19 protein-coding genes are annotated in these 25248 nt (G+C 70.0%); 10 read left to right on the top strand and 9 right to left on the bottom strand.

Going from position 1 to position 25248, the window contains the following annotated elements; translation table 11 throughout:
- Window positions 1-246 precede the first annotated feature (246 nt).
- The 7 genes from aceB (at window position 247) to ACGFIG_RS24200 (ending at window position 9007) form a co-directional block, all read left to right on the top strand.
- A complete protein-coding gene (gene aceB, locus ACGFIG_RS24230; RefSeq protein ID WP_393006467.1) occupies window positions 247-1848 on the top strand; it encodes a malate synthase A in 1602 nt (533 codons plus the stop codon).
- A 21-nt stretch (window positions 1849-1869) separates the two neighbouring features.
- Window positions 1870-3357, top strand: coding sequence for an aldehyde dehydrogenase family protein (locus ACGFIG_RS24225; protein WP_393006465.1), 1488 nt, complete (start codon window positions 1870-1872; stop codon window positions 3355-3357).
- A gap of 10 nt (window positions 3358-3367) precedes the next feature.
- A complete protein-coding gene (locus tag ACGFIG_RS24220; RefSeq protein ID WP_393006463.1) occupies window positions 3368-4375 on the top strand; it encodes a TauD/TfdA family dioxygenase in 1008 nt (335 codons plus the stop codon).
- Between the two features lie 1273 nt (window positions 4376-5648).
- Complete coding sequence (locus ACGFIG_RS24215; protein WP_393006461.1) at window positions 5649-6638, top strand: ABC transporter substrate-binding protein; 990 nt, start codon at window positions 5649-5651, stop codon at window positions 6636-6638.
- Window positions 6635-7420, top strand: a complete 786-nt coding sequence (locus ACGFIG_RS24210; protein WP_393006459.1) for an ABC transporter permease — start codon at window positions 6635-6637, stop codon at window positions 7418-7420. The genes ACGFIG_RS24215 and ACGFIG_RS24210 overlap by 4 nt, the downstream gene beginning before the upstream one ends.
- Before the next feature lie 4 nt (window positions 7421-7424).
- A complete protein-coding gene (locus tag ACGFIG_RS24205) occupies window positions 7425-8213 on the top strand; it encodes an ABC transporter permease (RefSeq protein ID WP_393006457.1) in 789 nt (262 codons plus the stop codon).
- A gap of 2 nt (window positions 8214-8215) precedes the next feature.
- Entirely contained in the window at window positions 8216-9007 is a 792-nt protein-coding gene (locus tag ACGFIG_RS24200) for an ABC transporter ATP-binding protein (RefSeq protein ID WP_393006455.1), read from the top strand.
- Between the two features lie 293 nt (window positions 9008-9300).
- On the opposite strand, the gene ACGFIG_RS24195 is transcribed toward ACGFIG_RS24200, so the two are convergent.
- The 7 genes from ACGFIG_RS24195 to ACGFIG_RS24165 all read right to left on the bottom strand — a co-directional run bounded on the left by ACGFIG_RS24195 (window position 9301) and on the right by ACGFIG_RS24165 (window position 17954).
- The gene (locus ACGFIG_RS24195) at window positions 9301-10200 is read right to left on the bottom strand and encodes an ROK family protein (protein ID WP_393006453.1); all 900 of its coding nucleotides are present in this window, start codon (window positions 10198-10200) and stop codon (window positions 9301-9303) included.
- 95 nt (window positions 10201-10295) lie between these two features.
- Window positions 10296-11756, bottom strand: coding sequence for an argininosuccinate lyase (locus tag ACGFIG_RS24190; protein ID WP_393006451.1), 1461 nt, complete (start codon window positions 11754-11756; stop codon window positions 10296-10298).
- 47 nt (window positions 11757-11803) lie between these two features.
- Entirely contained in the window at window positions 11804-12625 is an 822-nt protein-coding gene (locus tag ACGFIG_RS24185; RefSeq protein WP_393006450.1) for a creatininase family protein, read from the bottom strand.
- Entirely contained in the window at window positions 12613-14361 is a 1749-nt protein-coding gene (locus tag ACGFIG_RS24180; RefSeq protein WP_393006448.1) for an ABC transporter permease, read from the bottom strand. Before ACGFIG_RS24180 ends, ACGFIG_RS24185 begins: the two co-directional genes overlap by 13 nt.
- Window positions 14358-15434, bottom strand: a complete 1077-nt coding sequence (locus tag ACGFIG_RS24175; protein ID WP_393006446.1) for an ABC transporter ATP-binding protein — start codon at window positions 15432-15434, stop codon at window positions 14358-14360. The genes ACGFIG_RS24180 and ACGFIG_RS24175 overlap by 4 nt, the downstream gene beginning before the upstream one ends.
- Window positions 15435-15495: 61 nt before the next feature.
- Entirely contained in the window at window positions 15496-16548 is a 1053-nt protein-coding gene (locus ACGFIG_RS24170; protein ID WP_393006444.1) for an extracellular solute-binding protein, read from the bottom strand.
- Window positions 16549-16805: 257 nt separating this feature from the next.
- Window positions 16806-17954: an ROK family transcriptional regulator gene (locus ACGFIG_RS24165; protein WP_393006442.1), complete on the bottom strand. Its 1149-nt coding sequence runs from the start codon at window positions 17952-17954 to the stop codon at window positions 16806-16808.
- 526 nt (window positions 17955-18480) lie between these two features.
- On the opposite strand from ACGFIG_RS24165, the gene ACGFIG_RS24160 reads away from it, so the two are divergent.
- The 3 genes from ACGFIG_RS24160 (at window position 18481) to ACGFIG_RS24150 (ending at window position 23183) form a co-directional block, all read left to right on the top strand.
- Complete coding sequence (locus ACGFIG_RS24160) at window positions 18481-21201, top strand: sugar-binding protein (RefSeq protein WP_393006440.1); 2721 nt, start codon at window positions 18481-18483, stop codon at window positions 21199-21201.
- Between the two features lie 392 nt (window positions 21202-21593).
- Window positions 21594-22061 (top strand): hypothetical protein, encoded by a 468-nt coding sequence (locus ACGFIG_RS24155; RefSeq protein WP_393006438.1) that lies wholly within the window; start codon window positions 21594-21596, stop codon window positions 22059-22061.
- Between the two features lie 96 nt (window positions 22062-22157).
- On the top strand, window positions 22158-23183 hold the full coding sequence (locus ACGFIG_RS24150) for a hypothetical protein (protein ID WP_393006436.1): 1026 nt from the start codon (window positions 22158-22160) through the stop codon (window positions 23181-23183).
- Window positions 23184-23643: 460 nt separating this feature from the next.
- Here the strand turns inward: ACGFIG_RS24150 and ACGFIG_RS24145 are convergent, their stop codons facing one another.
- Both ACGFIG_RS24145 and ACGFIG_RS24140 read right to left on the bottom strand, forming a co-directional pair.
- Window positions 23644-24042: a hypothetical protein gene (locus tag ACGFIG_RS24145; RefSeq protein WP_393006434.1), complete on the bottom strand. Its 399-nt coding sequence runs from the start codon at window positions 24040-24042 to the stop codon at window positions 23644-23646.
- A gap of 11 nt (window positions 24043-24053) precedes the next feature.
- The gene (locus ACGFIG_RS24140) at window positions 24054-25097 is read right to left on the bottom strand and encodes an SDR family oxidoreductase (protein ID WP_393006432.1); all 1044 of its coding nucleotides are present in this window, start codon (window positions 25095-25097) and stop codon (window positions 24054-24056) included.
- Between the last annotated feature and the right edge of the window lie 151 nt (window positions 25098-25248).

The following is a 25248-nucleotide window of genomic DNA, read 5'->3' as shown; positions in this document are numbered from 1 at the left end:
TCGTGTACCGGTGTGCCGGTGTCGAGCCGCGCGGCGGCTTCCTTCGAGGTCGCCGCGGTCGGGCCCCGACCCGGGCTCCTCCAGGCAAGGAGGGTTGACAGCCCAGCGAGGATGAACGAGCATGTCGTAATACGAGATAGCGTCTCATCCATTGAGTGTTCGACGGCCCGACGGACGACCCGCGCGAGCATCGTCGCGGGGCCCGGGACGCCGGTGACCGGCGAACAAAACAGTGAGGTTCAGCCCGTGAGCGACCAGCAGAACGTTGACGTGACGATCACCGGCGAGTTCGCGCCGGGGTTCGATCAGATCCTGACCCAGGAGGCGGTGGCGTTCGTCGCCGAACTGCACCGCCGGTTCGGCGCCCGGCGCGACGAACTCTTGGCGTTGCGCGTCAAGCGGCAGGCCGAGATCGACGCCGGCGCCAACTTCGACTTCCTGTCCGAGACCGCGCACGTGCGCTCCGGCGACTGGCGGGTCGCGCCTCCGGCCCCGGGCCTGGTGGACCGGCGGGTCGAGATCACGGGCCCGACCGACCGGAAGATGACGATCAACGCGCTGAACTCCGGTGCCAAGGTCTGGCTCGCCGACTTCGAGGACGCCATCACCCCGACCTGGGAGAACGTCGTCTCGGGCCAGCTCAACCTCCGGGACGCCCTGGACCGCACCATCGACTTCACCACGCCCGACGGCAAGTCCTACGCCCTCGGTGAAGACCTCGCCACGATCGTCGTACGGCCCCGCGGGTGGCACCTGCGGGAGAAGCACGTCCTCGTCGACGGCCAGCCGGTCGCCGGCGCGCTGGTCGACTTCGGGCTCTACTTCTTCCACTGCGCGCAGCGGCAGATCGACGCCGGCAAGGGCCCCTACTTCTACCTGCCCAAGCTGGAGAGCCACCTGGAAGCCCGGCTGTGGAACGACATCTTCGTCTGGGCCCAGCAGGAGCGCGGCATCGCGCAGGGCACGATCCGGGCCACGGTGCTGATCGAGACCATCCCGGCGGCGTTCGAGATGGAAGAGATCCTCTACGAGCTGCGCGAGCACTCCTCCGGGCTCAACGCCGGCCGCTGGGACTACCTGTTCAGCATCATCAAGAAGTACCGCAACCGCGGGTCGGAGTTCGTCCTGCCCGACCGCAACTCGGTCACGATGGCGGCGCCGTTCATGCAGGCCTATTCGGAGCTGCTGGTGCGGACCTGCCACGCGCGGGGTGCCCACGCCATCGGCGGGATGGCGGCCTTCATCCCCAGCCGCCGGGACGAACAGGTCAACGCCACGGCGCTCGCGAAGGTCCGCGAGGACAAGACCCGCGAGGCGACGATCGGGTTCGACGGGTCATGGGTGGCCCACCCCGACCTCGTGCCGCTGTGCCGGGAGGTCTTCGACGGCTTCCTGCGGGACACACCGAACCAGCTCGACCGGACCCGCGACGACGTCAAGGTCGACGCCGCCGCGCTGCTGGACGTGCGGTCGGCCGGCGGGCAGGTCACCGAGGCCGGCCTGCGGAACAACGTGAGCGCCGCACTGCAGTACCTCGCGGCCTGGATCGGCGGGCTCGGCGCGGTCGCGATCTTCAACCTGATGGAGGACGCCGCCACTGCCGAGATCGCCCGTTCCCAGGTGTGGCAGTGGGTGCACAACGACACCGCGCTGGCCGACGGGCGTACGGTCACCCGGGCCCTGGTCGAGCAGGTGATCGACGAGGAGATCGCCAAGATCTCCGCCGCCCAGGGGCCGACGTTCGACGCCGCCGGCTATGCCTCCGCCCGCGCGCTCTTCGTCGAGGTGAGCCTGGCGGACGACTTCGCCGAGTTCCTCACCCTGCCCGCCTACGAGCGCATGCCGTGACGCCCCGGGACGGAAGAAAAGATGGCTGACAGCACGAACGGCCGCACCGATCCGCGCTGGTCGCTGTTCGGCACGGACCCGTTCCCCATCCTGCTCGGCGACGGACTCGTGGCCGGCTCCGGTGGCGTCGGTGAGCTCGTGGCACCGCACAACCGGCAGGTGGTGGGACGGTTCTCCGTGCCCGACGCCGGTCAGATCGAGCAGGCGGTCACGGCCGCCCGGGCGGCCGTGGACGGCGGCGCGTGGTCGCGGTTGACCGGCAGGGACCGCGGCGACCTGCTGCGGCGGCTGGCCGAACTGGTCGAGAAGCACGCCGACGAACTCGCCTTCCTCGAGGCCGTCGACGGTGGGAAGGCCATCAGCGGGGTGCGCTCCAACGACATCGCGGTGTCGTTGGAGGCGCTCGACTACTTCGCCAGCCGGGCCTCGTTCCGGGCCGGGGCCGCCGTCGACACCGGAGACCCGGTGGTGCACCACCGGTCACGGTGGGAGCCGGTCGGCGTGGTGCTCGAGATCCTGCCGTGGAACGGGCCGCTGTGGACCGGGGTGCAGCGGATGGCCGCCATCCTGGCGGGTGGCAACGCCGCCATCCTCAAGCCGGCGGAACTCTCGTCGGCCTCGTTCCTGCGCCTCGCGCAACTGATCACGCAGGTCGGGTTCCCGCCCGGCGCGGTGCAGGTGCTGCCGGGCCCGGGACGGGTCGTGGGTGAGGCCCTCGTGACGCACCCCGGCGTCGACCTGGTGTCGCTGACGGGCGGGGTGCAGACCGGCGCCCACATCCTCGGCCTGACGGCGGCGTCGATCAAACGCACGGTGCTGGAGCTCGGCGGCAAGAACCCGAACCTGGTCTTCGCCGACGCGGACCTGCCTTCCGCGGCCATGTGGAGTGCGATCGGCGGCTTCTCGAACAGCGGTCAGATCTGCGCGTCCGGCTCCCGGATCCTGGTGCAGCGGCCGGTGTACGACGAGTTCCTCGCCGCGTTCGTCGCCCACGCCGAGTCCTTCGTGGTTGGTGACCCGCTCGACCCGGACACCCAGTTGGGGCCGGTCAACGGCGCGAACCAGTGGGACAAGATCTGGGAGTACGTCGAGATCGGCCGGGAGCAGGCCACGGTCCTCACCGGGGGCGTGCGGTACGACGACCCGGTACGCCGCGACGGCTGGTACATCCCCCCGACGGTGCTCGCGGACGTGGCCCCGAATTGTCCGGCGGCGGTGGACGAGATCTTCGGCCCGGTCGTGACCGTGACTCCGTTCGACGACACCGCGGAGGCCATCCGGCTGGCCAACGACTCGCGGTACGGGCTGACCGCCGGAGTGTTCACCAGCAGCCTTGCCACAGCCGGCACGGTCACGGACTCCCTCGCGGCCGGGCAGGTCTTCGTGAACCAGTGGTTCGGCACCGGCGGCGTGGCGATCGGCTCCCAGGGATACAAGCAGAGCGGGCTCGGCGGCGTCGGGATGGAGAAGTACCTCCAGCAGAAGAACGTCTTCACACGTCTTACCTAGTTTTCCATCGATGAAAGGATCTGACGTGGTCAAGGTGGTGGGCGGCCCAGCGGCATGGCGTGGGCCCGAGATCGTCAACAGCCCGGACTGGAAGATCGAACTGACCGACGGGCACGTCGCCGAGCTCATGACGGCGCTGGCGGCGGTGGACCGGCCCGGGATCGGGTTGCGGGAGATCACGAAGGAGAACTTCGTGCTGCCCACGCTCGCTCCCGTACTGGAGGGCGCCGTCGACGAACTGGTCGACGGCCGTGGGTTCGTCCTGGTGCGTGGTGTGCCGGTCGAGCGACTGACCGAGCGGCAGGCCGAGCTGATGTACTGGGGCATCGGGCTCTACGTCGGCATCCCGATCCACCAGAAGTCTGAGGACGACCTGCTGATCCACATCCGGGATCAGGGGGTGGACCGCAACGATCCGCTCGTGCGCGGGTTCCAGACCAACGCCCGGCTGGACTACCACGCCGATTCCTCGGACATCGTGGGGCTGCTCTGCATCCGCCCGGCCATGTCCGGCGGTGTCAGCACGATCGTCAGCTCCGTCGCCGTCCACGACGAGATCGTGCGGCGCCGCCCGGACCTGGCCGAGGTCCTGGCCGAGGACTGGTGGCACGACCGTCGCTCCGGCAACGGCCCGGAGAGCTTCTTCCAGTGCCCGATCTTCGGCCGCAACGAGCAGGGCAAGCTGTTCGCGCACTACGGCCGGGCGTACATCGAGTCGGCGCCCCGGGGCGAAGGGGTTCCCGAGCTCACGCCGGCCCAGATCGAGGCGATGGACCTGCTCGACGAACTCAACAACTCAGAGGAGTTCGTCCTGAACATGAACTTCGCTCCTGGCGACATCCAGTTCCTGAACAACTACACGATCATGCACGCCCGTACGGACTACCAGGACTACCCGGAGCCGGAGCGCAAGCGGGACCTGATCCGACTCTGGCTGGTCATCGACCGTGACCTCGGTCTGCCCCCGGCCTTCGACGCCGGTGGCATCGTCCCCCGCGCGGTCGCCCTGGCTCGGTGACCGCTGTCCACCGCGGCGGACCGCGTGCCGTCCGCCGCGGTGAGCGGGGGTGGCCGTGGCCCGATGGCCACGGCCACCCCCGTAGGACAGTCGCCCCACCCGAAGGTGGGCAAGCACCGTCGGCCGCCCCGCCGCCGCCCGGAACCCAGCCGCCCGGAACCCAGCCGCCCGGACCCCGGCCGACCAGGCCCGGACGACCCCCCGAACACCCGACCGCCGCAGGCACCGCACCACGATTCGCACCTCGTGACCAGCAGCGGCAACTACACGGACAAGAGGGAACGAGACCTCGAACAGTCCGACCCCGCGACGCAGAGGCCAAGAGCCAAGCCGGATTCCCGCCGGAGTGATCCGGCCCGCAATTGAGTGCGGGCTGCCCTTCTGTTCGCTCTGGGCAGCACACGCGATCCCGGCGGCAGCAGCCGGGCGACGATCACGGGCGACAGATTCAGCACCACAACCGGCCGAACGGGCCGTCGTGCTGCGTGTGGACGGGAAGTCAATTCACGCGTCGGACCGCTCGCAGCCGGTGCCGCCGATGATGCCGGGCATGTCCTGGCGGCACGCCCACGACCAGTCCGTAACGGCGTCACGGGCCTGTTCGCCGCGATCCATCTCGCCGACGGCGCCGTAATCAGCGAACTGCGCCGGCTCCGGCCCTTCGCGTGACCTGAGGCGGCCCGGCTGATCCGCCAGCCCAGCGGCCGCGCGCCCTCCGCAGCAGCAGCATCCGAGCCTCCGCGCGCGGTCAGGGCCGCCGCCTGCCCCGGGCAGGGGAACCATGCCGCGACCTGGGACGCCACACCAGATGGATCACTTGACAAGATGCCATCTCGCATAGAGGATTCGGATCAAACATTTCACGCTGATTAACTGTCGGCACGGCCGCCGTCCCCCTGGTGTCCGTGACCGAGACGCGGGCCATTTGACTGCCGGTCACGACGGTCCTGGCGGAATTGGCCCGCGTCACCCAGTAAGCCCGATCGTTCCAATCCGATCGGACGCCGTCGCACTTCTCTCAACCCCCATATCAGGCGACCCGCCACCGAATGCGGACACCCGCCGGCCCGGTAGACCACGCTGACGTCCGCATCGCCGGCGATTCCGCGCGGACCGGCTCGGCCACCCGCTCGGGATGCCTGTCAACTCAGTGGAGGACATTCCCATGGTTTCCACCGTGGACTCCAGCGTGCGTAGCGCACCGAAACAGGCTGCAGAAGGACTTCGTCGAGGACGGGACCATTCCCCGCCCCGCCGCCCGGGAGGTCAACTGATGAGACGAGGACGCCTCGGCCTCGCGCTGGCCACCGCCAGCATGCTCGTACTCTCTGGTTGCTTCTCCGACGGCGGTTCGGCCACGGCCACCGACAAGTCCCTGGGGCAGCCGCTGAAGGTCACCCAGATCGGCTTCCCCAACGAGATCACCCTGGTCTGGGCGCTGAAGAAGGGGATCTTCGAGAAGCACGGCATCGCCGTGGAGCCGGTCACCCTCGCCTCCGCCGCGTCGGCTGTCGCCGCGGCGGACTCCGGCCAGGTCGACCTGGCCTTCTCCGGCGGCTGGGGTGCCATCGTGGCCGCCTCGCAGGGGGTGAAGGTCAAGATCGTGATTGGGGCGTACTTCAACCCGGCGACGCCGGACCCGGAGCGCAGCCGCGGGGTCTTCGCCTCCACCAAGAGCGGGGCGAAGGACTACTGCGCCCTGGTCGGTAAGACCATCGGGGTCACCGAACTGAACGGCCCAGGCCAGGTCTACACGAGCGCCGCCGTACGCAAGGCCGGTTGCGACGACACGAAGATCAAGTATGTGAACATCCCGAGTGCGCAGATGGCCACCTCGTTGGAGGGCGGCGCGGTCGACGCGATCAACGCCAGCGGGGCGATCGGCCAGGCCCTCGTGCGCAAGGGCCAAGCGGTCTGGCTCGGCGAGCCGTACGCGGACGTGCAGGGGCGGATCAACTACGCCAACTACGTCGCATCCGAGAAGTTCGTCGCCGGGAACGCGGACCGGATCGAGAAGTTCCGGGCCGCCATGGACGAGTCACTGAGCCAGATCCTGGACCCGGCGAACGAGGCGGAGTGGCAGGCGATGGCCGCCGAATTCGGTAAGACGACGGTCGAGGCGATCCGGGCCAGCCAGTTCGAGGAACTGTCCAGCGAGGTGGACGCGGCGGCGCTGCAGAAGATGGCCGACATCGCCCACGAGTTCGGTGCGATCAGCCAGAAGGTGGATACGTCCGGCCTCATCTACGAGCGAGCTGGATGAGCGCCATCCGCAGCGGGCTTCGGCGCGGCCAGCCGGTGATCTGGGGAGCAGCGGGCCTGGGCCTCCTGATCGCCGGCTGGGCCGCCGTGGTGGCGGCCGAGGTGGTGCCCGCGTCCGGGCTGCCGAGCCCGGCCGCGGTCGCCCAGGCGCTCTGGGGCCTGCTGAACGACGCCGACTTCGTCCGCGAGTACCTGGACACGCTCGCCACCTGGGCGGTCAGCCTCGGCATCGCGGCCGTCATCAGCATCCCGGTGGGCCTGCTGATCGGGTACTTCGAGCCGCTGGCCCGAGCGAGCTCACTCGTGATCGACATCGGCCGGGCGATGCCGGTCGTGACGCTGATCCCGGCGGCGATCGTCCTCATCGGCCTGGGGCCCCAGATGAAGATCTCGGTGGTGACCTTCTCGGTCTTCTGGATCATCCTGGTCAACACCATCTACGGCGTACGCAGCGTCGAACCGCTCGCGCTGAAGGTGGCCCGGGCACTGAAGTTCGGCCGGGTGGAGACGATGCGTCGGGTGCTGCTGCCGACCACGCTGCCGTACGTCGTGACCGGCATCCGCATCGCCACCGGCATCGCGTTCGTGGTGACCCTGAGCGCGGAACTGCTCGGCGCCACCACCGGCGTCGGCACGGTGCTCGTCAGCTATCAGGAGGCGCAACGGGTGGACTCGGTCTACGCCGGTGTGCTCGCAGTCAGCATCACCGGCATGGTGCTCAACATCGCGGCCCAACTGACCGAGCGGCGCCTGATCCGCTGGCGCCCGTCCAGGCAGGAGTGAGACAGTGCGCAGGATCGTCGTCAGGGTCGTCTCCTACGTGTGGCTCGTGATCGCGCTGGTGCTCGTGGCCGAGTTGCTGCTGCGCTGGCGGGACTCCTCGTTCACCCCACCGCCGAGCCGGGTGGCGACCGCCTTCGTCGAGCTGTGGTTGAGCGGCCCGGCAGACCGGCTCTTCGTCTCCGACGCGTTCGTCGCGGATGTCGGTGCGAGCATGTTCCGGCTGGTCCTCGGCTACGCCCTCGCGTTGTCGGTGGGCATCCTCGTCGGGATGGCGCTGGGCCGTAGTCAACGCCTGGAGTGGCTGTGCGCGCCGGTGGTCCGGCTCGGCGTCGCCACACCGGCGGTGGTGCTCATCCCGATCGCGATCGTGCTGCTCGGGATCAACGACCGGATGCCCATCTTCGTGATCGCGTTCGGCTCGATCTGGCCGGTCATCTTCAACACGATGGACGGGGTGGCCAACGTCGACCGGTTGGCCCTGAACAGCGCGCGGGCGATCGGGCTGCGCCGGGTCGACCGCTACCGGTTCGTCGTGTTTCCCGCGGCGCTGCCGCGCATCCTGGCGGGGGCGCGGGTCAGTCTGGGTGTCGCGGTGGTGCTGATGGTCAGTTCCGAGTTGTACGCCTCCACGTCCGGGGTCGGCTACCAGATTCTGCTTCAGCAGTACAAGTTCGACACCCCCAAGATGTTCGCCGGCGTGGTGATGGCGTGCACGATCGGCATCCTGTTCAACGCACTCTTCGGCCTGTATGAGCGGTGGGCGCTCCGCGGGCGGCCAACGGTAGGGAGATAGGCATGAGCAACGCGGATACCACTGCGGCCGCGCTGGTCGTGGAGGGGCTGTCCAAGACGTACACCACCAACGGGGTCGACCATCTGGCCATCGAGCAGGTGGACCTGCAGGTGTACGCCGGTGAATTCGTCTCCATCGTGGGGCCGTCCGGTAGCGGGAAGACGACGCTGCTCAACTGCATCTCCGGGCTGCTGCGGCCCACCGCCGGTCAGGTCCGGACGTTCGGCGAGCCCATCGGCGACGGCCCGTCCGAGGACATGGCGATCGTGTTCCAGGACTACAGCCGGTCGCTGTTCCCGTGGCTCACCGTCGAGCGGAACATCGGCCTGCCGCTGCGCCGTACCGGGGCGAGCCGCAGCAGCGTGAGCAGCGCGGTGGACAGTCTGCTGGAGGCCGTCGGGCTGCCGCGTTCCGTGATCGGGAAGTATCCGTGGCAGCTGTCGGGCGGCATGCAGCAGCGTGTTGCCATCGCCCGGGCGCTGATCAACAAGCCCAAGATCCTGCTGATGGACGAGCCGTTCGCCTCGGTCGACGCGCAGACGCGGATCAGCCTGGAAGACCTCACGCTGCGGGTATGGCGGGAATGGCAGAAGTCCATCCTCTTCATCACGCATGACATCGATGAGGCGGTCTATCTCTCGGACCGGGTGGTGGTGCTCAGCAAGGGCCCGTCGACCGTGAAGGCGACCGTGGACGTGCCGCTCCCCCGGGACCGCGACCAGATCCTCACCAAGCAGGAACCGCTCTTCGGCAAGCTGCGCAGTGAGGTGATGGATCTCGTCATGGGCCACTGACCGTGACGTGTGACGGACCGCGCCCAACAGCGCGGTAGACCAGCTCTGCCCACCGCCGGGCGTGGGGCGCGGGGAACTCACCCGGCGACCCGCGTCCGGCGGACGTGTTCGCGTGTGTCAGTTGCCGGGTTGACTGCGTCCCGCCGTTCGCCCGGGCCACGGGCTCCTGCTTGTGGTTCGACATGACCGGCTGCCACGGGCGGCGGGAAGTTGTGCGGGGTCGACGCCAGGCAGCCGGGCGGGGTGCCCCTGCACGCCCGCCCGGCGCCGGTTCGCCGCGCCCCGCGTGCCGCTCAGACCACCGCGGGCTGGGCCTCGGTCGCCATGGCGAGCGAGCCGAGCAGCGCGGCGTCCTGCGGGAAGTCGGACAGGACGATGTCCGGTCGGTACGGCAGCGTGTGGGTGAGCCGCTCGATCAGCATCTCCCGCACCAGGTCGTTGCCCGCGACGCTGCCGACCAGCACGATCCGCTGCGGGTCGAGCAGGAGGCAGCACGTGACGAGCTGACGGGCCAGTTCGTCGACGCGCTGGCGAAGCTGCTCGCGTACCCGGCCGGGCTGCTCCGCGACGGTGCAGAGGCCGGCGGCCCGGCCGGTCACTCCCAGCCGCTGCGCCAGCTCGTCCAGGGCCCGGCCGGAGAACGTCGCCTCCAGCATCGGCTCCAGGCGGGGCGGCCAGCTGTGGTCGGTCAGGCCGTAGGCGATCTCCCCGGCCGCGCCGTGGCGGCCGGGCAGCACCTCGCCGTTGATCGTGACCGCGGCGGCCACCCCGGTCCCGAGCCCGACCACCAGTCCCGGGTCGACGTCGCGCAGCGCCCCGAGCCGCAGCTCGGCGTAGGCGGCGGCCTTCAGGTCGTTGGCCACCCGCACGTGTGCCAGGTTCAGGTGGGCGCGGACCGCCTCGGCCAGCCGCAGTTGCTCCCAGCCGGGGACGTTGGGCGCCAGTTCGATGCCGTGGTCGTGGACCACGCCGGGAGAGGCGATGCCGGCCGCGACGATCGTGCCGCCGGTCTGGTCGGCGAGTTCGCGCGCCCGGTCGAGGGCCCGGGTGAGGGCCTGTTGCGCACCCTGCTCGGCGTTCGTGGGCAGGCGCTCGGAGACGAGCAGCCGGCCGTCGGTGTCGCCCACGCCGATCGCCATCTTGGTGCCGCCGAAGTCGATGCCGAGCAGCCGTGGATTTGCCGGTCGTTCCATGGTGATGTCAAATCGCCCTTCGGGCCGTCGGTCCAGGTCTCGTGGTCGCCGCGACACGACGTCCGCGACCACGGCCTGCTGCGTCTGTCGCCCCGTCACGGGCCTACCCTCGCCGCGACCGCCTCGGCGAGAGCCGCGTCGGCACGGGTCAGCCGGTCGCGCAACGCCTGCGCCCGCGCCTGCACCGCATCCAGCATTGTAGACAGTCGTCCGACCTGATCGCGGACGGCGGCTTCGCCGGGGCCGTCGGCCTGGGCCCGGCGCAGCACGAGTTCGGGGCGGACCGCGGCGGCCAGCAGATCCCGTACCGCGGCGTCGTCGAGCTGGTCGCCCAGGCCGAGGTCAGCCGCGGTCGACCGGACCAGTTCCGCGGTCCAGGTCGCGGGCGCGCCGCCGCGTACCAGCCGGCCGAGCAGCGAGTGGGCGCCCCGGAACGGCACGCCGTGGCGGGCCAGCGCGTCGGCGGCGGCCGTGGTGGTGGCACCCGAGGCGACGATCTCCTCGGCGGTCGGCGGGCGCAGCGGGTCCAGCTCCGTGATCAGCCCGCCGAGCAGGGAGAAGAACCGGTACGCCCGGTCGTCGCCGTCCCAGAGCCGGGCCTGCACGTCGGTGGTGGCGTTGTTGGAGTCCTCCCACCAGGCGGCGCCGACGTTGTTGAGCACGCTCGCGGCGTCGGCCGCCGCGGCGCCCGCCATCGAGACGAGGTGCTCCAGCACCACCGGGTTGCGCTTCTGCGGCATGATGCTGCTGCCCTGGGTGAACTCGGCGGGCGTGACCACCCAGCCCCAGCTGAGCCAGTCCATCAGGGTGCGGGCCAGCCGGGCGCCGGTGGCGAGCGCCTGCGCGTTGAGGGTGGCGACCCGGACCAGGTGGTCGGCGCCGGCCACCGCCTCGTACGAGTTGACGATGAGCTGGTCGAAGCCGAGCAGGTCGGCGAGACGGCGGGGAGAGATGTCCAGGTCGGTGCCGGCGAAGGCGCAGGAGCCCAGCGGCGAGCGGTTCATCTCGTCCAGCAGGTCGGCGTAGGCGGCCGCCTCGCCGGCAAGCGCCTCGGCGTAGCCGGCGAAGACGTGCCCGATGCTCGTCGGCTGGGCGGGGCGGCGGTGCGTGTAGCCGGTGATCACGACGTCGGCGTGCCGGTCCGCGCGGTCCAGCACGGTGCGGCCGGTGGCCAGCAGCGCGTCCAGCACCTGGAGCAGCTGGTCGCGCAGCACCATCCGGAAGACGCCGGCGTCGAGGTCGTTGCGGCTGCGCGCCAGTTGCACGCTGAGCTGCGACACCTCGATCCCGCTGGCGGCGGCGAGACGCTTCTCCAGCGTGTAGTAGACGTCCTCGACGCTGCCGTCGTACTCCAGCTCGGCGGGCTGTTCCCCGGCGAGGACGACCAGGCCGCGCAGCATCGTCGCGGCGGACTCGGCGGAGATCAGTCCCTGCTCGGCGAGCATGACGACGTGGGCCTGGCTGGCCGTGACCATCGCCGGGTAGAGGTGGGCGACGTGGTGCTCGAACACGACGCGGAGGTGGTGCTGCTGGTAGACGGTCAGTGACGGGGTCATGGTGGCCTCCCGAGGCGGTGCGTTGTCCTGCGGCGTGCCGCGCGTGGTCATCCGGTCGTCTGTTCCGGCCGGTCGGCTCCGGGCGGTCCGGGCAGCGGGGCGGCGAGCCACGCGTCGACCACCTCGCGCAGGCGTGCGCCCGCGGTCCGGCGGATCCGGCCGCCCGCCTCCTCGCCGGCCAGCGAGACGTGGCCCGACCAACCCTGCCAGGGGTCGGGCCGTGACTCCACGAGCACGTACGGGTACGGGGTGGGCAGTTTCGGCTTCGGGGGCAGGTCCGGCGCCGCCGCCAGGCGTACCGCGCCGGGGTCGAAGGCGAGCACGGCGGAGCTCTCGTACGCGCCGCCGTGCCCCCGGGCCGGCAGGTCCCCGAACATCTCGGCCGTCTCGTCCGGGCCGAGGAGCTGGAACCAGTTCACCAGCATCATGCTGGCCCGGTGCCGGCCGGACACCCACTCCATCGCGGCGCGGACGGTGGACATGTTGGCGTCGTGGCCGTTGACCACGAGCAGCCGGGTGAAGCCCGCCTCGACGATGCCGCCGAGCACGTCACCGAGGTAGCCGACGGCGATCTCCGGCCGCAGCGCCACCGTGCCCGGCCAGGGCCGGGTCTGGCCCGGGCAGGCGGCGTACGGCGCGGCGGGGAAGAGCACGGCCCGGGCGGAGCCGGTGGCCAGTTCCCCGGCGAATCCCTCGGCCAGGATCAGGTCGGCGCCGATCGGCAGGTGCGGACCGTGCCACTCGACCGCGCCGACCGGCAGCACCGCGAGGTCGGCCGCCTCGGTCACGGCGGCGAACGCGTGGCCGGGTACCCGGGTGACCGGGAGCAGTCCTCCCCCGGTCCGCCACCGCTCGATCAGTTCGTCCACTGCTCGGCCCTCCGGGTCGCGGTCCGGCTGCTCTCCAGCCGGCCGGAGAACCACATCACCACGAAGATGAGCAGCACCTGGAGCATGCCGTAGGCCGCCGCGGTGCCCAGCTCGAAGGAGTACATGCGGTTGTTGATGGCGACCGAGATCGGCACCGTCGAGGAGGTGTAGATGAGCACCGAGGCGACGAACTCGCCGACGCCGTGCACGAACGCCAGCAGCGCGCCGGCGAGCACGCCGGGCAGCATCAGCCGTACGGTGATGGTGTAGAAGGCACGCAGCCAGGAGGCGCCGAGGTTGCGGGCGGCGTCCTCCAGCGACGGGTCGATCAGCGCCAGGGTCGCGGAGCTGGACCGGAACACGATCGGCAGGAAGCGCACGAAGTAGGCGAGCGGCAGGATCCAGAACGTGCCGACCAGCACCTGTCCGAAGCTGAACGCGTTGCCGGTGCTGAACGCCGAGATCAGGTTGATCGCCACGACCGTTCCGGGCAGCGCCCAGGCGATCATGACGGCCACGTCGAGCAGACCGCGCCCGACGAACTTCAGCCGCCGCACCGCGTACGCGATCAGGACGCCGATCACCACGCAGCCCACGACCGCGAGGAGGCTCATCTGCACCGAGTTGAGGATCGGCTGGAACGCCTTGGGGTCGGTGAAGATGGTGACGAAGTTCTCGAACGTGTACGTCGGCGGCAGCACCTCGGTGGTCCAGGACCGGTCCTCGGAGAAGGCGACGAGCGCGATCGCGCCGACCGGGGCGAGCAGGACCAGCGTGGCCAGCACCGAGGCGAGCGGGGCGAGCCAGCGGCCGACCGGGTTGGTGATCTCCCGCCGGACCGCGGAGATCCCCTTGGACTGCGACTGGTAGTTGCGCCGCCCCTCGTACCAGCGCATCGCCAGCAGGAAGATGATCGAGACGATGCCGAGCACGGAGGCGTACGCCGAGGCCATCGGCAGGTCGCCGTTGGTGCGGTTGATGTAGATCTGCATCGTCATGGTCTGGCTGACGTTGAACAGCAGTGGCGCGGTGTAGGACGCCAGCGACGTCATGAAGACCAGCAGCGACGCCGAGATCAGCGCGGGGGTGAGCATCGGCAGCAGGATCGTCCGCCAGACGCGTACCCGACCGGCGCCGAGGTTGTACGCCGCCTCCTCGACCGAGGGGTCCATCCCGGCCAGCGCCGCGGAGGCGGCCAGGAAGAAGAACGGGTACATGGTGAACGTGTGCACCACGAGCACACCGGCGATGCCGTCGAAGGCCAGCACCGGCTTGTCGGTGCCGAGCAGCGCCTGGAGGCCGCGCGGCACGATGCCGATGTTGCTGTAGAGCAGTTGGAAGGAGACGGCCCCGATCAGCGGCGGCAGGGCCGCCGGCACCAGGATGAACGCCTCGATGAGCCGCCGGCCGCGGAAGTGGAACCGCTTGAGCAGGAACGCCATCGCCACGCCGACGACCCCGCAGAGCAGCACGCTGGCGGCCGAGATGAACAGCGAGGTGAACAGCGACTCGCGGGCCACCCCGGAGGAGGAGAGGAACTGGAGGTAGTTGTCGGTGCCGTTGGCGCTGACGCTCTCGCGGAAGGTGGCGAACATCGGTTGGACGACGAAGCCCCAGAGCACCAGGATCAGTGGCAACACCAGCAGGTAGGGGAACCATCGTGAGTTGGCCCCGCCGGCCATGCGCCGGCCGAGGGCCGCCGCCCAGCCGGGGGCGGGTCGGGTCGCAGCGGTCACGGCTTGACCACCCAGAGGCGCTCCGGTACGAGCCGCAGGCCCACGACGTCGCCGAGCCGGATGCCGGCCGGCGCGTCGACCAGGGCGGCCATCACGTCGTCGCCGTCGACGTCGACGCTGATGTGGGTGGCCATGCCGGTGAACTCGACGTGGCTGATCCGGCCGCGCATGGCCGCCGTGTCGTCGTCGGCGCCGCTGAGCGCGATGTGCTCGGGGCGCGCGGAGACCAGCGCGGTGTCGCCCTCGGCGAGCCCGTGTCCGGTGGGGGCGCCGACGTCGATCGTGGCGCCGCCGGGCAGGCGTACGCCGACGCGCTTCTCCCCCGCGCTGACCACCGGCAGGCTCAGCACGTTGCTGCGCCCGATGAACCGGGCCACGAACGCGTTCGCGGGCTGGTAGTAGATCTCGTGGGGAGAGCCGACCTGCTGGACCCGGCCGGACTGCATGACGGCGATCCGGTCGGACATCGCCATCGCCTCGGCCTGGTCGTGCGTGACGTAGATCGAGGTGGTGCCGCTCTCCCGCTGGATGCGCCGGATCTCGGCGCGGGTCTCCTCGCGCAGCTTCGCGTCGAGGTTGGACAGCGGCTCGTCGAGCAGCATGGTGCGGGGGCGGATGACCAGGGCCCGGGCCAGCGCGACCCGCTGCTGCTGGCCGCCCGAGAGCGCGTCGATGCGCCGGTCGCCGTACCCGGCGAGGTGCACCTGGGCGAGTGCCTCCTCGACCCGGCGGGCCTGCTCGGCGCGGGAGACCCGGCGGACCTTGAGCCCGTACGCGACGTTCTGCGCCACCGTCATGTGCGGGAACAGCGCGTAGTTCTGGAACACCATGCCGGTGTCCCGCTTGTTCGGCGTCCAGCGGGTGACGTCGTCATCGCCGAAGTGGATGTGCCCGGAGGTCGGGAAGTAGAAGCCGGCCACCATCCGCAGCGTCGTCGTCTTGCCACAACCGCTCGGCCCGAGCAGCGTGAAGAACTCGCCGGCTCCGATGGTGATGGTGACGTCATCGACCGCCGCGGAGTCGCTCGACTTGGCGAAGCGCTTACTGACCGCCGTCAGTCGGACATCGATCATTTCGTGGGTCCTTCCAGGACGAAGCCGGGCCGTGCCGTGGCACGGCCCGGTTCCGAGCGTCTTAGCCCTTGCCCTTGATCTGGGCATTCCAGTGGGTGATCCAGGCGGTCTCGTTCTTGCCGATCACGTCCCAGTCGACGTCCATCGGCTTGAGGTCGAGCTTGGTCAGCCACTCGGGCTTCTCGGCGATCTCGACCGCGGGGATCTGGAAGTAGTCCTTGGCCAGGCTGGCCCGCAGGGAGTCGTCGAAGAGGAACTCGAGGAACTTCTTCGCGCCCTCGCTGTTGCCGCCCTTGACGGCGGCCACACCGTCGACGAGCACCGGGGCGCCCGAGGCCGGCATGACGTAGCTGAACGGCATCTTCTCGTTGGCCTGCAGCAGGATGTCCTGGAGGTTCCAGGCGCTGACCACGCCCTGCTCACGCGACATCTTCAGGTAGAGGTCGCTGGGGTTGGCCGCGTACTCGACGGTGTTGGCGTCGAGCTTGCGCAGCCAGTCGTAGCCGGGCTGCGGGTTGGATCCGTCGGCCGAGAAGCGCTGGATCATCGAGGCGTAGATCGAGCGCATGGTGCCGGAGGCGGCCACGTCCCGGATGATGATCTTGTCTTTCCACTTCGGGTCGATCAGGTCGTCCCAGTCCTTCGGCGCCGTCTCCGGGGTCAGCGCCTTGTTGTTGTACATGATGACCTCGGGCAGCAGGATCTCGCCGAACCAGCGGCCCTCGGCGTCCTTGTACCGCGCGTCGATCTTCGAGGCGAACGACGGCTGCCAGGCCTCCAGCAGGCCCTCCGAGGCACCGGCGGCGAGACCCTGCTGGGTGCCGCCCCACCAGACCGACGCCTGCGGGTTGGCCTTCTCGGCGCGGACCCGCTCCAGCACCTCCTGGGCGCCCATGTTGAGCACCTCGACCTTGCCCTTGTACTCGGGGTTCTTGGCCGTGAACTGCTCGACGACGTAGTCGGTGACCGACTTGTCACGGGCGCTGTAGATGACGACCTTCTCCACGGGCGCGGAGCCGGAGGAGCCGGCGTCCTTGTCGTCGTCGCTGCCGCCGCAGGCGGTGACGGCCAGCAGCGTGCTGAACGCGACGGCCAGGACCAAACGACGTTTCATCAGGTACCTCCACTCGAAGGGGGAACTATCGAAAGCGGGAAGAGACGGTGTGCGGTCCCCGACCCGGGGCGCCGATGGTCGGCCGGTTCCCGGACGGGTCGGAGATCCGCAGGTCGCGCACGGACCGGGGCGCGTCGCACCGCGCCGCGGCCGCTCGTCCGGGGTACGGACGCGGCCGCCGCGACGGCGGCGGTGGTGATGGGCTGTGGTGGGGTGTCGGTGTCGGGGGTTGTCGGGGGCCGGGGGTCAGGTGAGGGTCAGGGAAGCGAGGGTCGGGGCACTGCGGCCGACAGCGCGTAGCTGATCGCTCCGTGCAGCACGGCCTGGTCGCCGAGGGTGGCCCTGCGCACCTCGGTGGGGGCCGGGGTCCGGGCGGAGACGAGAGCCTGGAGTTGCTCGATCGCCGGATCGTCGAGTTCCGCGGCGGCGCCGCTGAGCAGCACCAGCCCCGGATCGACCACGCAGGCGCAGGAGAGGATGAGCCGGGCCCAGGCGCTGAGGACCTCGTCGAGGTATTCGCGGGCCGGGGCCGACGTCGCGGCGAGCTGGATCAGCTCCCGTACCGGCGACTCGGGTCGGCGCCCCGGGTTGAGCGCGACCGCCCGCTCCGCGATGGCGTTGACCGACCACCGGGCCTCGAACTCGCCGACGCCGCTGTAGCGGCGCTCGGGTGCGGCGCCCAGGGGAAGGAAGCCCACCTCGCCCGCCGCTCCGCTGGCGCCCCGGCGGACCTTGCCGTCGAGCACGAGCCCGGCGCCGATGCCGTCGGCGACGTGGATCAGCAACAGGTTGGCCACGTCCGCGCCGGCGCCGGCGACGCACTCGCCGGCGGCCATGAGGTTGACGTCGTTGTCGACGACCACGGGTACGCCGAGCCGCCGCTGGACCGACTCGCCGATCGGCCTCGCCTCGACCAGCCCCACGGACGGCGCGAGGCGTACCGCGCCGTTGCTGGAGACCCCCGGCACCGCGATCGCGACGCCGCGAAGCGACGGCAGGTTGTCGCCGACCAGGTCGAGGACGAACTCGCAGACGGTCTCCACCACGTCGTCGCCGAGCCGCGCGACGCGGTGCGCGATGACCGCGCCCTCGCTGTCGGCGATCTCGCAGCTGATCCGGGGCGGCTCGAGCGACACCGCCGCGACCAGCTCGGCGCGGGGGTTGAACTCGAGCATCTCCCGAGGACGGCCGGTGGTGGGCGCGCCCGGGCCGCGCTCGATGAGGTAGCCCTCGGCGACGAGTTCCCGCACGAGCGCGGTCACGGTGGCCGCCGAAAGGCCGGTCATCTCGGCCAGGTCGACCCGGGACAACCGCCGGGCCTGCCGGGCGGCCATGATCACCGAGAGACGCTTGATCTCACGGGACCGCTCACGGCTGACCGGGCTGGTCGGGGCTTTGTCAGACACACTTTCTTCCTAGTGCGAAAAAAATCCGCCGTCAAGTAACGAGATGATCTCAACCGCTCGACCAGCGGAAAGTTCGGAATCCGCAAGCGGGGCGTGCCGGGCTACCCCGACATGACGCGCAAAGTCGGGCCCTCGCGTCCACATTGGGTACCCAAAGCCGGACAAAGGTTGCCCACAGATCGCGACCGGCGCAGCAGCGGACCACCTGAGCAGGGCAGATCGTTTCTTCGAATAAGGAAGAAAGTCGTCCAGGACTATTGACGACGCCTCAGCAAGATCCCTAGGTTACGGCCCGAAGGCCTTCCGGTGGCCCGACCCGTCGCCACCGTACGCACCGCTCACGCCGTGACGGTGCGCGTACGTCACCATCCCGTTGTCGAGCACCACGACCGTGGGGACCTGATGGTCCTCAGTGGACAGCTGTCTGCAGTACGGCCCGGCACGAGTCACGTGTCAGTCGGCCCGTGCCGGGCCCGTAACCGTCCCCAGCCGCAGCACTCTCGCTTCGAGACGAAGAGGTATGCCCATGAGATGGCGCACCACAGCGGCGATCGCCATGTGCGGTCTGCTGTCGTTGGGCCTGGCCACTCCGGCCCAGGCCAACCCTGAGCACAAAGCACCGAAGCAACAGGCCAAGAAGTCCGACAAGCCGATCGACCTGGACATCATGTTCATCGGCGCCCACCCGGACGACGAGGCCGGCCAGCTCGGCATGCTCGGATACTGGAACGAGTATCACGGCATGAAGGCCGGCGTCATCACCACCACCCGCGGCGAGGGCGGCGGCAACGCCACCGGTCTCGAGGAGGGGCCCGAACTCGGGCTCATCCGGGAGGACGAGGAGCGCAAGGCCGTCGGCTGGGCCGGCATCGACAACATCTACAACCTGGACGCGCTCGACTTCTGGTACACCGCCAGCGCCCCCCTGACCGAGGAGGTCTGGGGCTACCAGGAGACGCTGTCGCGGATCGTGCGGGTCCTGCGTACCACCAAGCCCGAGGTCATCCTCACGATGAACCCCTCGGCGACCCAGGGCAACCACGGCAACCACCAGAAGGCGGCCATGCTGGCCGTGGAGGCCTTCTACGCGGCGGCCGACCCGAAGGCGTTCCCGGAGCAGATCAAGAAGGAAGGGCTCAAGCCCTGGCGGGTCTCCCGCATCTTCCAGACCGGTGGCAGCGGCACCACCGGCACCAACGGCCCCGCCTGCGAGACCACGTTCACGCCGAACGAGGCCAGCGAGGTCGTCTTCGGCACCTGGCAGGGCTACGAGTCGGCGCGCTACGACGGCACCCGGTGGAACACGGTCCAGACCTGGGCCCGCCGGGAGTACGTGTCGCAGGGCTGGGGCAACAGCTCCTTCCCGACGACCAACCCGACCAACATCGGTTGCAACCGGCTGACGCTCATCGACACCCGCACCCCGTACCCGGCCCCGAACGAGGGTGCCGGCACCGGTGCGCTCCAGGGTGCCACCGTGCGCGCCCCGGGCGGCCTGCCGCTCGGCACCGAGATCCACGTGCGTCCGCACAACTGGGAGGCCCTCGCCGGCCAGCCCATCAAGGTGGACACGGTCCTCTATGCCGAAAAGGCCATCCAGGGCGCCAAGGTCACCCTGGACGTCCCGGCCGGCTGGACGGTCAGCGGCAACGGCAACGTCGGCACGCTGAGCCCGGGCAAGGAGGTCGTGAAGACCTTCACGGTCACCCCGCCCGCGCAGGTACAGGTGGGTGCCCGCTTCCGGATCAACGCCACGCTGACCAGCAAGAAGGACGGCAGCGGCACCAGCAGCGCCCGGGTGCAGGGCACCGCTCCGGTGCGCGGCACCCTGGAGCCGCTCGAGGAGATCGCCGACTTCCGCCAGTGGACCGTGCGGAACAAGACCCAGCAGCTCGACGCGCTCATCGAGTCCCTGCTGAACGTCCCCAGCGGCGGCACCCGTAGCGTCCAGGTCAACCTGACCAACCACGGCACCCAGGTCCAGTCCGGAGCGGTCAAGTTGAACGTCCCCGCGGGCTTCTCGGTGGCCGAGCAGCAGCTGCCGTACACCGGGCTCCAGCCGGGCGCCAGCACCTCGGTGACCTTCACGGTCACCAACACCGACACGTCGCTGCCGACGGCCAACCGGGCGCCGGACAACGGCGCCTACCGGGTGCAGATCGAGACCAGCTACGCCGGTGGCAACGCGACCGAGCCGGGTGCGTTCAACCTGGTCCCGGTCACCACGATCCCGAAGGCCACCACCGCGCCGACCGTCGACGGCCACGCCGACGAGCACGAGTACACCGGCGAGGTCATCGACATCTCGACCCGCTGGGAGGGCACCGCCGCCCCGGCGTCGGACATCTCCGGCACCGCCCAGCTCACCCACACCGATGACGCCCTGTACGCCGTCTTCAACATCACCGACGACGTGCTCGGCACCGTCCTGCCGCCGGAGGACTGCAAGCGTCCTCGACGCAACGACAACATCGAGTTCGGCATCGACCCGCGCGGCAACTCGGCGAACACCTCCACGGTGTTCAACATGGCACTCTTCCCGGCCACGAAGGACCCGGCCAACGGCAACCCGCCGTGCTTCGCCCGGGAGCGGGACAACCACCAGGGCGGCCCGGAGACCGCACCGGGTGTCCAGATCGCCTCCGTCGTGACCAGCGAGCCGTACACCGGTTACCGGATCGAGGTCAAGATCCCGTTCAGCGTGCTGCCGGACAACATCGACCCGAGCCGGATGGGGCTGAACATCCTCGTCAACGACTCGGACACGCAGGACCTGACCGCGCAGACCCGGGTCGGCTGGTCGACCTGGAGCGGCGTGCGGGCCGACCCGTGGCGCTGGGGCAACGCGACCCTGCCGGGCCTGGCGGCGAAGCCGTCGGCGCCGAAGGCGCCGATCATGCCCGACACCGCGGCGCAGAGCGTCGACTCGCCCCAGACCCTCCTGCAGTCCGTCTCGGACGGGGTGGCACCGGGCGGTTACGCCAAGCTGGCGGACAACACCGTGAAGATCAAGAAGGTCACCCGTACCGCCAGCAAGGTGTCGGTGCAGCTCCAGGTGAAGAAGGCGGGCACCGCCCGGGTCTTCGTCTGGGACGGCACCCAGGTCGTGGCGGAGGCCAAGGCCAGCCTGCGTAAGGACGGCACCCTCGTCCTGCCGCTGAGCGGCTCGCTTCCGGCCGGCACCTCGCTGCTCGTCTCGTACGAGCACGGCGGCGCCACCGTCGCTCTCGCGCAGAAGCTGAGCTGACCGGACGGTGACCGCGTCGACCTGACGCGCGAACCCGATGGGCCGGGCCGTGCGGCCCGGCCCATCGGGGTGTCCCGGGCAGGCTTCACCCCGGGGACACCCGCACGCGGCACGCCGGCTGGGCCCGCTCAGCGTCCCGGCGAATCGACTGACGTGCGGCACGTATGCTCGCCGCCATGCATCGACGTCTCGCTGCCCCAACGGCTCCCCTGGCCGTACTCACCTCGGTCGGCGCCTGCGACTCGACTACGGCGGCAGACGCGTCGGCACCCACGACATCGGCCACGGCCCTGGTTGCTCCCTCGCCCAGTGACGGCGGTGCCGCGCGGGAACTGCGAGACCGCCTCGCCGCCACTGGAAGCCTGGTCGGGTTGGCCGAGAAGCCTGCCCACGTGGACGAGAGACTGGATTCCGACGGGGTGGTGTGCGGCCAACCGATGCCGATGCTGGATCGGCGACTGGTCGCGGTGGCGCGCGTCTTCGGCACCCCGGCCGACACCGAACCGGGAGAGTTCGTCGAGGTCTACCAACAGACCGTGGTCTATGCGAGCGAAGCGATGGCCAGCGAATCCGTACGGCGGCTCTTCGACCTGCTGGAGGCGTGCGACCAGGACGTGGAGGAGGGCCAGGTCACCGACGGGCATACCGCCACCGACCTACCGGCCGGGCTCGACGCGCCCGGCCGGGCAGTGACCGCCACCATGACACTCCCCGACGGCACGCCATTCCCCCACCGCTACGGATGCCTGCACCACGATCGGGTGATCCAGTGCGTCGCGGTCTGGAGCCGCTCGGCAACCAACACCGCAACATGGTTCGAGAAGGCCATCGTGGCTACCGGGAAAGGACTGCGCGCCTGAGGGCTCCCGCTTGGGGGTCTGCGCTTGTTCCGCTGGCGTCGGTCGCCCTGGTGGAATCGGCTGGCGGTCGGACGCGACGGGTGATGGGGTACTCGGATGAAATGGGGGAACGGTCGCCGGCGTAGCAGGGAGCAAACTACCCAGACCTCGCCGAGGTGGCAGCTTGACGAGGGTGTGCCGCTCGTGCGGCCCGCGGAAGGCGACGTGCTGGTGTCGGCGTCGATCGGGCCCGCCGGCGAACTCGTCGCGCTGTGGTCGAACGCGGCCGACGAGGCAGCGCTGCGATCGGTCACCACCCAGCCCGGCTGGGCGACGTTTCCGGATCCGGCCACCGACCGTCCCGTACCGGTCCGGGTCAGCCGGCAGACCGGGGACGCCGTTGATGTCATGTCACTGCCTGGGCTGACGCTGGCCCACCCGACGGCGCAGCCCCTGCCGGGCGGTCGGATGCTGGTGGTCGGAGCCCGATGCCGGTGGCGCCCGAATGGCCCGGACCGCAACGGCGTGATCTACGACAGCAACGGACGTATCGAGGCCCAGGCGACCCTCGGTGACGGTATCGAGCACGTCCTCACCACCACATCCGGTGACGTGTGGGTCGGGTACTTCGACGAGGGTGTGTACGGCAACTACGGCTGGGGTAGCGGCGACGCCCCGCCACCGCTCGGCAACATGGGCCTGGTCCGCTTCTCGCCGGAGTTGGAGCCGACGTGGCGGTTCCCGTCCCACGTCGACAATGACGCGGGCGCGATCGACGACTGCTACGCCCTCAACGTCAGCGACGACGCGACCTGGACCTGCTACTACAGCGGCTTCCCGATCGTGCGGATCCACGGCGACGACGTCACCGGGTGGCGCAATCAGACCGACGGGGCCAAGGCCTTGGCGGTTGCCGGCACCCGGATCGGGCTCCTCGGCGGGTACGGGCAGCAGCACGACCGGTTCGTCGTGGGTGAACTCGACGGCGAAACGATGCGCGTCGTCGGCACACACCGGCTCGTCCTACCGGACGGGACCCCGCTTCCGCCTCACGTAACGGTTGTCGGCCGAGGTCCGGTCCTGCACCTGATCACCGCCGAGCGCTGGCACCAACTGAACCTGGATCACGTTCCCGCGACGTGAACGGTGTTCGGCGACCGCACCCCCGGCGTGCGGGGACGACTCGAAGCCCGTCAGCGGATCACGGTCCACTGACCGCCTCAGCCGATCGCCTCCGCCGCGTACGCCCTGCCGGCACCGCGCGCAGTCGGTAGTTGGTGGGCGATCGGAAAGGGCTATGGGGCCGCGCTGTCCAGCACGCGGCTGGGCGATCATCCCGGCCGCGTCCGCGGCGGCCAGCAGGGACGCTGCTCTGATCGATGGCTGCCGAGTCAGCGCTGCGATGTGGGACCGCGTGAGGAGGTGCGAGGTGTTGTGAGGGCCTGCAGCGACAGAAGCGGCGGTTCACGCTCCTACGGTCTGTCTCACCGACCGCCGACCGGGAGGGAGACAGACCATGACGAAACCAGAGAATTCACCGAGATTCCCTGATAGACATCGAGGTGTCCGACCGGTGAGTGTCACTTCGCATCCGCACTCCCGGTCACCGCTGGCAGGGCGGGTCATATCGCGTTCCGGGGAAGTACTGCCGCCATTGTTCCAGGGAGAGAGCGTCCCCGACCGCCTCGCAGAGCCGCCGGGTCAGACTGTCCATGTTTGGGTCTAGGAGGAGAAGCTGGCGGTCGCCGGCGACGTACAGGGTGCTGCTGTCGGGATCGAAGCCCACTGACGCGAGGTTGACCGGCACTGTCGGAGCGGCCACCTCCGCGACGCGGGCCGGGTCGGTAACATCCCAGAGCTGTAGTTGGCTGGCATTGTCGAACCAACGGGAACGCCTCTCGCCGCTTTGGGCGACCAGCAGACGACTGTCGGGGCTGAAAGTTCGACTGCGCCCGAAAGACTCGGCATCCTCAAATGCCGCCGGAGTGCTGAATAGGGTCACCGAGGACAACGTCAGGAATTGGCTTCGGCCGCATGGCGGTCACGGGTGGCGACCAGGGTGCCGAGTGCGCCGGCCGCCACGGTCAGGCCGGCTGCGGTGACCAGGGGGTGGCGGGACATCCAGGCTTGGGGGCTGTGGCGGTGTGAGCGCCCGGTGAAACTGCCCCGCGCGCCGAAGTCGTGGCCGTTCGGGCCGTCCATCGGGTGCCACAGGTTCGCGGGCCGGTGCGGATCGGTCGGCTGCTGGGTCTGCTGCGACTGGTACCCGGTCCGGGCCAGGTACCGGTCGAGCAACCCGGGAGCGATCCGATTCCCCAGGATGGTCAGGACAGTGGAGATGCCCACCCAGTACTCACGGCGTCCGGGCCGGTCCGCAGCACCTACGATCGCTCGGGCGGCGACCTCGGGCTCGTAGATCGGCGGCACCGGCTGGGCATGCCGGGGCAACCGGGTCAGCAGCCAGTCGAACTGGGGCGTGTTGACTGCCGGCAGGTGCACCATCGTCACTTTCACATTGCTCTTGTCATGCATCAGTTCGCAGCGCAGCGATTCGGTGAATCCGACGATCGCGTGCTTGGCCCCGCAGTAGGTGGCCTGCAGAGGGATTCCCCGGTACGCCAGCGCCGATCCCACCTGCACGATCGTCCCTCGGTCCCGAGGCGTCATGTGGGCCAGCGCGACCCGGGTGCCGTGCACGTACCCCAGATAGGTGACCTCCATCGCACGCCGGAACTCCTCCGGCCGGGTCTCCTGGAAGGGCGAGAACACGGAGCTGAAGGCGTCGTTGATCCACAGGTCGATCGGCCCCAGTTCGTCCTCCACCCGCTGCCCGGCCGCGACCACCTGGTCGTACTCGGCCATGTCCACCTCGATTGGCAGTGCCCGGCTGCCGTACGCGCCTACCTCGGCTGCGGCGGCGTCCAGCCCCGTGCGCCCCCTGGCCAGCAGCGCGATGGCGATTCCCCGCCGGGCGAGCAGCCGGGCGGTGGCCCGGCCCACGCCGGCGCTGGCTCCCGTGATCACCGCAACCCCTGCGTCCCGCCCGGATCGCCGCATGTCGCCCCTCCCGGCCTGGCCTCTACCGCCAGCTACCCGGTACCCGACGAGGTAACCGCGCCGAGTCGAGGTGTCCGGCGAACCGGCACGCGTCGTCCCTGCGACCATGCGGTGAGACGCGGGAGCGGGCCATCACGAGGGCCCGGGCCAG

This window comes from Micromonospora sp. NPDC049048 (assembly GCF_043197615.1).
In the GTDB taxonomy this organism is placed as follows: domain Bacteria; phylum Actinomycetota; class Actinomycetes; order Mycobacteriales; family Micromonosporaceae; genus Micromonospora.
The sequence above is the reverse complement of the archived record's forward strand: the minus strand, read 5'-3'. Positions and strand labels throughout refer to the sequence as shown.